The organism is Streptosporangium sp. NPDC001681, assembly GCF_040298085.1.
Taxonomy (GTDB): Bacteria; Actinomycetota; Actinomycetes; order Streptosporangiales; family Streptosporangiaceae; genus Streptosporangium.
Genome location: NZ_JBEOZN010000130.1, coordinates 1 through 11,985, shown reverse-complemented (window position 1 = coordinate 11,985; position 11,985 = coordinate 1). Strand labels below are relative to the sequence as shown.

Annotated in this window: 10 protein-coding genes and 1 riboswitch; of the genes, 8 read left to right on the top strand and 2 right to left on the bottom strand. The window is 71.0% G+C overall.

Annotated features, from left to right (window positions below; genetic code table 11):
* Positions 1-20: 20 nt before the first annotated feature.
* Positions 21-1,745: a DEDD exonuclease domain-containing protein gene (locus ABT130_RS38550; protein ID WP_350964156.1), complete on the bottom strand. Its 1,725-nt coding sequence runs from the start codon at positions 1,743-1,745 to the stop codon at positions 21-23.
* A gap of 82 nt (positions 1,746-1,827) precedes the next feature.
* Entirely contained in the window at positions 1,828-2,937 is a 1,110-nt protein-coding gene (locus ABT130_RS38545; RefSeq protein WP_350964153.1) for a phosphotransferase family protein, read from the bottom strand.
* Between the two features lie 238 nt (positions 2,938-3,175).
* Here ABT130_RS38545 and ABT130_RS38540 point away from each other — a divergent pair, with 238 nt between their 5' ends.
* The 8 genes from ABT130_RS38540 (at position 3,176) to ABT130_RS38505 (ending at position 11,862) form a co-directional block, all read left to right on the top strand.
* Complete coding sequence (locus tag ABT130_RS38540; protein WP_350964151.1) at positions 3,176-4,438, top strand: NYN domain-containing protein; 1,263 nt, start codon at positions 3,176-3,178, stop codon at positions 4,436-4,438.
* A gap of 63 nt (positions 4,439-4,501) precedes the next feature.
* A complete protein-coding gene (locus tag ABT130_RS38535; protein WP_350964149.1) occupies positions 4,502-5,134 on the top strand; it encodes a hypothetical protein in 633 nt (210 codons plus the stop codon).
* A 151-nt stretch (positions 5,135-5,285) separates the two neighbouring features.
* A complete protein-coding gene (locus ABT130_RS38530; RefSeq protein WP_350964146.1) occupies positions 5,286-6,263 on the top strand; it encodes a C40 family peptidase in 978 nt (325 codons plus the stop codon).
* Positions 6,264-6,335: 72 nt separating this feature from the next.
* Entirely contained in the window at positions 6,336-7,034 is a 699-nt protein-coding gene (locus ABT130_RS38525) for a class I SAM-dependent methyltransferase (protein WP_350964144.1), read from the top strand.
* A gap of 343 nt (positions 7,035-7,377) precedes the next feature.
* A riboswitch (cyclic di-AMP (ydaO/yuaA leader) is annotated at positions 7,378-7,537 on the top strand.
* Between the two features lie 82 nt (positions 7,538-7,619).
* Positions 7,620-8,171, top strand: a complete 552-nt coding sequence (locus ABT130_RS38520; protein ID WP_350930321.1) for a C40 family peptidase — start codon at positions 7,620-7,622, stop codon at positions 8,169-8,171.
* Between the two features lie 253 nt (positions 8,172-8,424).
* The gene (locus ABT130_RS38515) at positions 8,425-9,249 is read left to right on the top strand and encodes a hypothetical protein (protein ID WP_350964142.1); all 825 of its coding nucleotides are present in this window, start codon (positions 8,425-8,427) and stop codon (positions 9,247-9,249) included.
* Positions 9,250-9,460: 211 nt separating this feature from the next.
* Positions 9,461-10,738, top strand: coding sequence for a M48 family metallopeptidase (locus ABT130_RS38510; RefSeq protein WP_350964139.1), 1,278 nt, complete (start codon positions 9,461-9,463; stop codon positions 10,736-10,738).
* Complete coding sequence (locus tag ABT130_RS38505; protein ID WP_350964137.1) at positions 10,735-11,862, top strand: glycosyltransferase family 4 protein; 1,128 nt, start codon at positions 10,735-10,737, stop codon at positions 11,860-11,862. Before ABT130_RS38510 ends, ABT130_RS38505 begins: the two co-directional genes overlap by 4 nt.
* Positions 11,863-11,985: the final 123 nt, after the last annotated feature.

The following is an 11,985-nucleotide window of genomic DNA, read 5'->3' as shown; positions in this document are numbered from 1 at the left end:
GCCTGCCGTCTTTGACGCTATCAGCGCAGCGGACGGCCCTCGCGCGCCCGGCGTGGCTCGGCCGCCTGGTAGGCGCGGTCGATGCGGGCCTTGAGCCGGCCGGCACCCGAGACGGGCAGGCTCCAGGTGCCCTCCACCTGCACCAGCCGCACCCCCGGGGACTCCAGCCAGCGCAGGACACACTCGGTCTCCTCGGCGCTGGCGGCGTGGACCGGCCCGGGGCCGGGCGGCACCGTCTCGGCGGTGGCCGTCAGCGCCTCGACGAACGGGGTGGGGTGGGCGCCCCTCGGCATCACCCCCGCCGAGGCGAGCCGTCCGTACCGGATGACATGGATCTCCCAACGGCCGCCCGCCACGGGGGCGGCCGCGACCATCTGGGAGATGGCGGTCAGCGACCGCAGCCGCTGCATGCGGGCCGAGGTGCGGACGTAGGAGGCGAGCCGGTCGCGGTCGGCCGCGGCCTCCTCGTAGCGCTGGTCGAGGGCCAGGCGCTCCATCCTGGCCTCCATGGCGGAGAAGACCCCGGCCGCGTCCAGTTCCAGCGCCCGGCGCGCCGCCACGACGTGCACCGCGTACTCGTCGGGGCTCTCACGCCCCTCGCACGGTGCGCCGCACCTGCCGATCTCGGCGAGCGCGCAGGCGGAGCGCCTGGTACGCGGCGTGATCCGCTCGGTGCACTGCCGCAGCGGGATGGTCTCGTGCAACGCGGTGCGGGCGTCCTCGGCGGCGCGGGTGCTGGTGAACGGGCCCAGGTAGGACGCCTCGTCGTCCTTGACCTCGCGGACCACCGACAGACGGGGGAAGAGCTCGTCGGTCAGCTTGAGCCAGAACATCTTCTCCGGGTGGCGCGACCTGCGGTTGTAGCGGGGCTTGGCCGAGCCGATCAGCCTGAGTTCCCTGACCTCCGCCTCCAGCGGGGTCGCGCAGGCGATGGATCTGACCCGCGCGGCGATGCCGATCATCTCGCGGACGCGGGGCCGGGTCTCGCTCGCGGTGAAGTAACCGCGCACGCGGTTGCGCAGGTTGGTGCTCTTACCGACGTAGAGCGGGTCGCCGCCGGAGTCCTCGAAGACGTAGACGCCAGGTCCCGTCGGCACCGAGTCGGCCAGGTGCCGCTTGCGGCGCTGCTCGGGGGTGGGCGCGCGGACGAAGCCCTTGAGCTCCTCCAGCGTCTGCACCCCGAAGGAGCCCGCCCGCTCCAGCAGGGCGTGCAGCACGTCGACCGTGGCCCGCGCGTCGGCGAGCGCCCGGTGGCAGGGCTCGGTGTGGCTGAAGATCGCGGCCAGCGTGGACAGCTTGCAGTTGGGCGCCTCGTCGCGGGTCAGCAGCTTGCGGGCCAACTCGACGGTGTCGACCACCTGGTGGGCGGGCGGCGGATACCCGTGCGCCGCGCAGGCCGCCCTGATGAACCCCAGGTCGAACCCGGCGTTGTGCGCCACCAGGGTGGAGCCCGCGGCGAACTCCAAGAAGGACGGCAGCACCGACTCGATCCGCGGCGCCGCCACGACCATACCGTCGGTGATGCCGGTCAGCACCGAGATGAACGGCGGGATCGGTGAACCGGGGTCGACCAGGGTGCCGAACTCACCGAGCACCTCACCGCCCCTGACCTTGACCGCGCCGATCTCGGTGATCGCGTGCTCGCCCGCCGAGACGCCGGTGGTCTCCAGGTCGAACACGACGAAGGTGATCTGGCTGAGCGGGGTGCCCAGCTCGTCGAGTGTTCCCTGCACGGCGTAGTTCACGATTCACGACCATAGAAGCCCCGACCGACATTCACCGCACCGGGTTCTTTCGGCGCCGGACGCCCGGAACACCCGTGGTCCGCTAGCTCCCGTCCAGCATCCGTTCGAGGGTGGCCCGGTGCAGCACCAGGTCGTCGGGGTCGTCCGGCATGGGCTGCTCGCCGAAGTGGATGCGGCGGTGCCAGACGCGGGCCATGATGACGCCGTGCCTGAGCGCGGCGTACATCTCGTAGAACTCCATGTCGCGTGGCTTGTATCCCGTTATTTCGTGATACGTCTCGCATACGTCCTCGCGTCGCATGAAGTCGGGTAGGCCGGGCAGTTCCATGACCTCGGCGATCTCCTGGAAGAACCGGTGCAGGAAGATCATCCAGGCGATGTCCAGCTCGCGGGGGGCGATCGTGGCCATCTCCCAGTCCAGTACCGCCACCGGGGTGAAGTCGCGGTACATCACGTTCCCGATGCGGGCGTCGCCCCAGCTCAGCACGTCGGGTCCCGGATCGTTCGGCCAGTGCTCCCGCAGCCAGTCGAACGCCCGCTCCAGCAGCGGGATGCGCATCGAGCCGTGTGCCCACTCGTAGTAGGACCGCTGGTCGTCGACGTGCCTGCGCAGCGCGGACTCGCCCGTCCCCGCGATCTCCAGCGGGCGCAGCTCCGCCGCGGTGAACGGGGCGTCGTGCAGTCTGGCCAGGATCTCGACGCTCTGCCGCTGCAGCCGCGTCCGGTCGGCGGGGGAGGCGTCCAGCAGCCAGCCCTCGAAGGTGTAGGGCAGGACGTCCGGCGGCACGTCGCCGGTGAGCCGCTCCATCACGAAGAACGGGGTGCCCATCGGTGCGGGGTCGGGCTCGTACCACAGGGTCCGGGGCACGAGGACGCCGGCGCGCTCCCTGACCATCCGCATGACCTCGAACTGCCTGCCGAGGTCGTAGCTCGGGAAGACCGGTACGGCCTCGCTCGCCGGGGCCATCCGGGCGACGCAGCCGACCTCCCGCCTGCCCTCCGCCGCCGTCCAGGAGGCGTCGAAGAGCAGGGTCTCGCTGGACATGCCGTTGCCCGAGGGCGCCGACAGCCGGGAGAGCGTGACGGGGGATCCCACCCTGCCGGAGAGCCACGAGCGCATCCGTTCGTGTAACTCATCGAGGTCGCGGGTGGATGTCCGCATATCCTCGGCTTGCCGGCGCTGCTGATCCATCGCGCTCTCCCGGGTGGCGTGCGTCACAAGGCGATCCGCACAGTCGTAACCTAAGAGCAAGCGCTTGTCCATAAAGAGTTCACGGCCGGGTCGGCCGCCGTCCGCCTTACGGTCAGGTCGGGGTCAGGGTGCGCTAGCCGTACCCTTGACGTGAAGACCGATCCGAGTAGGGGCCGTGATGAGTTCAGCCGGAGAGGGCCTGTCTCGTCCGTTACCCGAGCAGGTTCGCTTACACGTCGTGGAACTGGCGTCCCAGATCCTCGGCTCCATGCCCGCCGCCTCGGTGCCGCCGCCGCTGAAGGGGATCGCCAAATTCGACCCCCGCAAACGCGCCAGGCTGGGTGGCGCGCCCATCGCCGCGCAACTGGAGACCGACAAGAAGTTCCGCGAGCTGGTCGCGGAGACGCTGACCGCGGGCTGGCCGGAGCTGGTCGCGAGTCTCGCCGAGGGAGCGGTCCCGCCGGCCGCCGAGCCCGTCATGGTGGCCGCCGCCGCCTACCTGACCCGGCCGCCCGGCTGGGCGGCCATGGTGGAGACAGCCCGCGAGGACCTGGAGCGGTCGGCCGCCGTGGCCGAGGGCTCCGCGCAGGAGCAGACGCTCTCCCGGCTGCGTGAGCAGTTGGCCGGCCAGAAGAGCGCGGCCAAGGAGGAGTCCGAACGGCTGCGCGAGCAGCTCAAGGCCTCGCGCTCGGAGGTCTCCGACCTGCGCCGCAGGCTGCACGAGGCCCGGGAGCGGGCCAGGGCGGCCGAGGCTCGTGCCGCCGACGCCTGGGAGGCGGCGGAGGAGGCGAAGGCCGCCGCGGTCTCGGCGGGGAGCAGCGTGGAGAGCGAGCTGCGCCGTCTGCGCGAGCGGCTGGCCGACGCCGAGCGTCAGCTGGAGTCGACGCGCAGGGCGGCCCGTGAGGGCCGCAGCGTGGAGGACACCAAGGTCCGCATGCTGCTCGACGCCCTGCAGGACGCCGCCGCGGGGCTCCGCAGGGAGCTCGCCCTGCCCTCCGGCATCCACCGTCCCGCCGACTCGGTGGCCTCGGTGGCGCCGGGCAGGCAGGGGGTTCAGGCGGTTCCCGCGCGGGCGCTCGCCGACGACGACCCCGCCCTGCTCGACCAGCTGCTCGCGCTGCCGCAGATCCACCTGATCGTCGACGGCTACAACGTGACCAAGACCGGTTACGGTACGTTCACCCTCGCCGACCAGCGCAATCGCCTCCTCACCGGCCTCGGCGCGCTCTACGCGCAGACCCGCACCGAGCTGACCTGCGTTTTCGACGGCGCCGAGTTGAACGGGCCGGTCCCGGTGTCGGCACCCAGGGGGGTACGGGTGATGTTCAGCGCCCCCGGGCAGATCGCCGACGACCTGATCCGCCAGCTGGTCCGCGCCGAGCCCACGGGACGCGCGGTCGCGGTGGTCTCCTCGGATCGGGAGGTGGCCGAGTCGGTCCGCAGGATGGGCGCCCGGCCGGTTCCCTCGCTACTTCTTCTCAGACGTCTGGGGCGGGCGTGAACCTTTCCCGGTGATGGCGCATCGAACCACCGGAAGGTATTTCGATCTCCCCAGGGGCACTCGATGAAGAAGATCATAACGCTCGCCGTCGCCGTTCTGGCCATCGGGGCGACCGTTGCCACACCGGCCGCCGCGGCTGCGGCGGCCGGCATTCCCAAGGGCTTCCTGCTGTACGAGAAGGACGCCGCGAAGAAGGACGACAACCCCGAGACCAACTGGACGGTCAGCAACTCGGCGAAGGCCCGGCTGGCCGTCGACCCGTGTGACAGGGCCGCGCCGGCCGCGACCGGCAGGACGGCCGCGCGGACGGTGACCTTCACCGGTGTCCCGGACTTCCTGAAGGTCGAGCAGGTGATCCTGTACCGCTCGAAGGCCGCCGCCGCCGGAGCCGTGGCCCAGCTGCGCTCCGCCCTGACCACCTGTGGTTCCAACACCAACGCGGGCTCCACCTACCGTTACGTCTCCTCGCGCCTGACCGGGCTCGGAGACGAGGCGCTGAAGGTCTCCGGGCAGGTCTACTACGGCAAGAAGGCCGGCGTGGGCGGTGACCGCAGCGTGCTGGTCAGGAAGGGCAACGCGGTCCTGGTCTACCTCTGGGGCGGCGAGTACTCCAAGCCGGCGAAGAGCGACTGGACCAGGCAGCTGAGCGACGCCAGGAAGATGACCGCGAAGATCTGCGACATCGCCGCCTGCTGACCGGGCGATCCGGGGGCCACCCAGGGAGACCTGGACTGCTACCTGCAGCTATAGGGCTAAACACGGGAAAAGGTGATCTAAACCTTACTTGTTCTGTACTATTCGCCGCAGGTCTGTGCAGTCTGGAGGCGTTGACGTGGCCGTGGCGGGTATGCCGGTTGGACTCATTCGGATACCGGTGGCGGCCGGGCTCGCCCTCGCGCTGCTGATGGTGCCGGTGAGCGGGGCCTCCGCGGAGCCGAAGCCGACACTCGCCCAGGCCAAGAAGAAGCTGGAGAAGCTCAACGAGCAGGCCGACCAGATCGTCGAGAAGTACAACCAGGCCTCGGAGAAGTGGAAGCGGGCCAAGAAGAAGTACGTGACGCTGAACAGCGAGCTCGCCCGGCAGAGTGAGCAGGTCGCCGGGCTGCGCAAGGAGCTCGTCGCGATGGCGGTCAGCACCTACCAGTTCGGCGCGGTCAACAGCTGGGAAGGCATGATCTACCAGGCCGACCCCGGCGCGCTGCTGAGCGGCCTGGCCTCGGTCGACCAGATGTCGGCCTCCCGGGCCCAGTCGCTGAGCGCCTTCGACGAGGCCACCAAGGCGCTGCGGCTCAACAGGAACCTGGCCAAGGGCGCGCTGAGCGAGGCCGACGAGACGCGCGACGAGCTGGCCAAGGAGAAGGCCAAGGCCGACAAGATGGTCAGGGCTCAGACGAAGATCCTGCGCGAACTCAACGTTTTCAAGACGGGCAACCCCGAGAGCACCGGGATCCAGTACAACGGCCCCGCCTCGGGCAACGCCCGCGCCGCCCTGCAGTTCGCCTTCGCGCAGGTCGGCAAGCCCTACCAGTACGGCGGCACGGGGCCTGGCGGCTGGGACTGCTCGGGCCTGGTCCAGGCCTCCTGGCGCAGCGGAGGGGTCAGCCTCCCCCGTACCACCTGGGAGCAGTGGAGCTGGGGCACCAGCCGCAAGGTCTCGCTGAACGACCTCCAGCCGGGCGACCTCATCTTCAGTGAGGGCCTGGGCCACGTCAGCATGTACGCGGGCAACGGGCAGATCGTGCACGCCCCGCAGACCGGCGACGTCGTCAAGGTCGTCCCGCTCTCGGCCTACGGCCGTCGCCTCGTCGGAGCCGTCCGCCCCTGACGCGCGGTGCGCGGGTCCCGGCGGCCGGAAAACCGGGTGCGTCGCGCGCGGTGGCGCTGCCAGCATCGGAACATGATCACTTCATGGATGCTCGACGAACTCGCCCATGCCGGTCCCGAGCACCTCGACGCCGCGTTCGTCGCCGGGTTCGACCGCAAGCAGGGCAGGCCCGATCCGGGGGAGGACCTCGCCGCGCTCGCCGGGCGCGGCCTGGGGGAGACGGCGACGGTCGTGGAACTCGGCGCGGGGACGGGGCAGTTCGCGCTGGCCGCGGCGCGGCGGTTCCGGCGCGTGGTGGCGGTCGACGTCTCCCCGGCGATGCACGACTTCCTGACCGTCCGGGCCGCCGAGGACGGCCTGGCCAACCTCGAATGCGTGCGGGCGGGCTTTCTCTCCTACGAGCACGCCGGGCCACCCGCGGACGCGGTCTACACCCGTCACGCCCTCCATCAGCTCCCCGACTTCTGGAAGGCGGTCGCACTCGACCGCATCGCGCGGATCCTACGGCCGGGGGGCGTCCTGCGCCTGCGCGACCTGATCTTCGATTTCCAGCCGGCCGAGGCCGATGCCGTGCTCGGCCGCTGGCTCGACGGCGCGGCCGACGATCCCGCGCTGGGTTACACCCGCGAGGACTACGCCGAGCATCTGCGCACCGAGTACAGCACCTTCCGGTGGCTTCTCGAGCCGATGTTCGACGCCGCCGGGTTCGAGATCGTCGAGGCGGACTTCAGGGAATCGATCTACGGCGCCTACACGTGCGTCCGGCGTTGACCCGTGCTCCGCGGCGGGAGAGGGCACCCTCGCGGCTTCAACCGTGAATTATGGCAAATGTGATGAACATTACAGAAATCGCGATTTGTCGGGCGTCATTCCGAGGGTGTGACGAGAGTCATATCTCAATGGCATAAATGGTCATTAAGCAGGGGTAACAGGAAGATCACGAAGGCTTATTGATCTTCTTGTTTGGCGAATGCTTTGCCGAAGGTTGGAGATCGGGGTAACTTCTGGCCTCGCGACGTGCAAGCCATGCCGTCGCGGTGAATGTCGGTCTTCGGGCCGGTGTCCCTATAGAAATCCAACCGGCCGCCGTTCCCCTGCCGGGGACGGACCTCATCACGGCGGCCCGCCGAATCTATGCAGCCAGGAGGCATGGAACCGGGGACCCAAAAGGCCCGACACAGCGTGGCCAGGGGTGAATCAGCGCATTTGCGCCGTAGGGCATCTTCCAAGCCCGAACCCGTCAGCTAACCCGGTAGGCATCAGTGGAAGCACCAAGGAGAAATCCTGTCTACCACCCCGTGTAACACCCGTCTGTCGCGCCTTTTCCGCCTTTCCCTCGGCGGCATCGCCCTCACCTTGACCGCCTCAGCCGGAGCGGTCACCCTGGGGCCGACGGCGGCCAGGGCGACGACGGACAGCACCCCTGAGATCCTGGTCAACACCGCGGCCGGAGTCTCCGAGCAGGCCGAGAGCACGAAGAGAACCGTGCACAAGGCCAAGGCCGGTACCAAGGTCAAGACCAAGATGAGCAGGGCGGCCCTGCAGAAGGTTCGGGCTCGCAAGGCCGTCTCGACGGCCAAGAAGCAGGTCGGCGATCCGTACCGGTGGGGTGCCTCCGGTCCCGGCGCGTTCGACTGCTCGGGGCTCGTCAAATACGCCTGGCGCAAGGCGGGCGTGTCCATCCCCCGGATCACGCACAGCCAGTACCGGGCGATCAGGAAGAAGGTCTCGTGGAGCCACCTGCGCCCCGGTGACCTGATGTTCTTCAGTGGAAAGGGCCACGTCGGCATGTACGTCGGCAAGGGCAGGATGGTCCACTCGCCGAGCAGTGGCAAGACGGTCCGGATCGTGAAGCTGGAGGGGTACTACAGGTCCTCCTTCGCCGGAGCGGTCCGGCCCGGAGCCTGAGCCCGGGCAGGGGCGCCGGCCCCGTTCCTCACATGTGCGGGGACGGGGCCGCTCCGTTTCCGGCGAAGGCCGCGAGCGCGTGGCCGGCGGCCTGGGCCGGCGCGGATCCGCGCCAGCGGATCACGTTCCGCTCCGGCGGCAGAACACGGCAGGTCAGGGCACGCTCGCGCCCCGGCGGGCACTCCCGCGCGGGCCTTCACCCCCGGCCCGAAGGCCGGAGCGCCGGCCCGCGTTCCGCTAGCATCACATCGTTATGTCCGTCCCGAAGGGGCGCCGCACCGTGCTCGCCGGGATGCTGGCGCTGATGAGCGTGGGCCCGTTGGCCGGGACGGGACCTCTCCTGGCCGGAGCCGGCCCTCTCCACCGCGCCGGAGAACTCCCCGTCGACCTTCGCGACCTGTGGCCCGGTGCCGCCGTCGTCGTCCGGGGCGAGCACTCCCTCGTGATCGGCCATGACGTCGCGCCCGCCGTCCTGCGGGACCTGGCCGCCAGGGCCGACCGGGCCCGCCGCGCGGTCGCGGCGATCTGGGGGCCGGTCCGAGCGGTGATCCTGTTCCCCGCCACCGACGCCGAGGCCGCGGCACTCGCCGGAGCGGAGAGCACCCGGGGCCTGGCCGCGATGGCGACCGCGGACCGGGTGATCGTCCTGCCCTCGGGCTACGCGAGGCTCAGCATGACCGGCGGGGACGTGGTGATCACGCACGAGCTCGTGCACGTGGCCACCGGCGCGACCCGTGGCGGCCGGGTGCCGATGTGGCTGTCGGAGGGCTTCGCCGACTACGTGGGCTACCGCGATGCCGGGATCCCGGTGCGGACGGCCGCCGCCGAACTGGCCGCCGAGGTGCGCGCCGGAGTCCTGCCCGCCCGTCTCCCCGGTCCCGCCGACTTCGCCCCCGGCGCCCCGCGGCTCGCGCAGGCGTACGAGGAGGCCTGGCTCGCCTGCCGGTTCATCGCGGAGCGCTTCGGCGAGAAGGCTCTGGTGAGGCTCTACGGCGGCGATGTCGCCGGCACGCTCGGCCTGTCGCCTGCCCAACTCACCGTGGCGTGGCGTGACTACCTCGGAAAGGAACTCGCCTGACATCCTTGTGTCCTTTCCCGGTCCAGGGCTCACCTGGCGGATCTCGCCGTGGCGAGGAGTGGTCGGCGGGTGCCTCGCAAGGCACGGGAGGGAGCCGCGGCGTGCCGCGGTGACCGGTGACGACTCGGCGAGGCGCCGTCCGGCCGACCGCGGCAGGCAGAAGATCCAAAGGACGGGGCCCCGGGTTCGGGCTCCACGCTGGAGGTGTTTGATGACGCTGAGTACGACGGACGCGCCCTCGGGCGTGCGGCCGGCGGGGTGGGCGCTGGCCGCGCTGGGGGTGGTCACGCTGGCGGTCGTGGCGTTCACCACGCCCTGGCGGGCGCTGCCCGAGGGGGCCCCGGCGGTCGTCCCCGATCCGGCCCACGACTTCACGGCCGAGCAGATCGCCAGGTCCGAGGCGTTCGACAAGCTGGTCAGCGTACCGGGTTACCTCTCCCTCGGCCTGACGCTGGTGGTGGCGGGGGTGCTGGTGGGCACCCCGCTGGGCGCGCGGCTCGTCGGCCGGCTGCGGGGGCCGTGGTGGTTGCGGGCGCTGCTCGGCGTGCTGGCGCTGTCGGTGGCCGTCGCGATGCTGCGCTGGCCGCTGGGGATGTGGTCGGAGACCTACCTGCGCGACTTCGGGCTGTCCACCCAGACCTGGCCGACCTGGACCGTCGACCGGATCAAGAGCATCGGTGTCGGCACCGCGCTGACCGCGATCATGGTTCTGGCGGTGGTCGCGCTGGCGCGGCGCTACCGGCGCTGGTGGATCCCGGCGGCGGCCGGCGCGTTCGCGCTGACGGTGGCGGCCTCCTTCGCCTATCCGGTGCTCATCGAGCCGATCTTCAACGACTTCAGGCCGATGGAGGCCGGACAACTCCGCGACGACCTGCTCGCCATGGCCGCCAGGGACGGCGTGCCGGTGGAGGACGTGCTCGTCGCCGACGCCTCCCGGCGGACTACCGCGCTCAACGCCTACGTCTCCGGATTCGGCGCGACCCGCAGGATCGTCGTCTACGACACGTTGCTCCGGGCGCCCGCCGACGAGGTCGAGCTGGTGGTCGCGCACGAGCTCGGTCACGCCAAGGCGGGCGACGTGCTCTCCGGTACGCTCGTCGGAGCTCTGGGCGCGGCGTTCGGGGCGTGCCTGCTCTACGTGGTGACCTCGGCGGGGGGCGTGCGGCGCCGCGCGGGGATCTCCTCCATCGGCGATCCGAGGGCGGTGGGCCTGGTCATGGGGTTGCTCAGCCTGGCCACGGTGCTGTCAGGACCGGCACAGAATCTGGTGAGCCGGCATATCGAGGCCCGTGCGGACGTCCACGCGCTGGACCTGACCAGGGATCCGGCGACGTTCGCCGCCATGCAGAAACGGCTGGCGGTCACCAACATCTCGGATCTGTCGCCCGACCTCGTGGAGTACGTGCTCTACGCCTCGCATCCCAGCGCGCCGCAGCGCATCGCGCTGGCACGCTCCTGGGCCCGGCTGAACGGTCTCTCCGAGCCATGAGGCGCACGCTGGTGGTCACGAACGACTTCCCGCCCCGCGCCGGGGGGATCCAGTCGTTCGTGTACGGTCTCATCGCCCGCCGCCCGCCCGGCTCGGTCGTCGTCTACGCCCCCCAGTGGCCCGGCAGCGAGGACTTCGACCTGCGGCAACCCTACCCCGTGGTGCGGCACCCCACCTCGCTGATGCTGCCCACCCCCGCCGTCGCCCGCCGGGCGGCCGCACTGATCGCCGAGTTCGGCTGCGAGACCGTGGTCTTCGGGGCGGCGGCACCGCTCGGGCTGCTCGCGCCCAGGATGCGCGAGGCCGGGGTCCGCCGCGTCGTCATGGTCACCCACGGCCACGAGGCGGGCTGGACGGCGCTCCCGATCGGCCGCCGGGTGCTCGCCAGGATCGGCGCGCACGCCGACGTGGTCACCTACCTGGGGGAGTACACCCGGCAGCGGCTGGCCAGGGTGATACCCGAGGACAAGCTGGTGCGGCTCGCGCCCGGCGTCGACACCGAGGTGTTCGCGCCCGAGGCCGGGAGAGAGCAGGCACGCGCGGCGCTCGGACTGGGAGAGCGGCCGGTGGTGCTCTGCCTGTCCAGGCTGGTGGCGCGCAAGGGCCAGGACACGCTGCTGCGAGCCTGGCCCGGCGTGCTGCGGGACGTTCCCGACGCGATGCTCCTGATCGTCGGCGGTGGCCCGTACCGCAGGACCCTGGAGCGGCTGGCCAGGCCGATGGGCGGCTCGGTCCAGATCACCGGCCCCGTGCCGGAGGCCGCGCTGCCCGGCTACCTGGCAGCGGGCGACGTGTTCGCCATGCCGTGCCGTACCCGCCTGGGCGGTATCGACGTGGAGGGGCTCGGCATCGTCTATCTGGAGGCGTCCGCCAGCGGGCTGCCCGTGGTGGCGGGCTCCTCGGGCGGCGCCCCCGACGCCGTGCTACGCGGGCAGACCGGCCTGGTCGTCGACGGCACCCGTCCGGACGAGGTCACGGCGACCCTGGTCGACCTGCTCAAGGATCCGGCCGGGGCACGTGCCATGGGTGAACGCGGGCGCGAGTGGGTCGCGCGCGAGTGGAGCTGGGAGCTCGCCGCCTCCCGCTTCGCCCGCGTTCTGGAGTCCGTGGAGGCCCCCGACTAGGCCCCGTCCTGCGGATCTTTTGCCTACTGCGGTCGCCCAGGCGGCGCCTCGCCGCGTTGTCGTCGGTCACCGCAGCACGCTGCGGCTCCCTCCTCCGCCTTGCGAGACACCACCTGACCGATC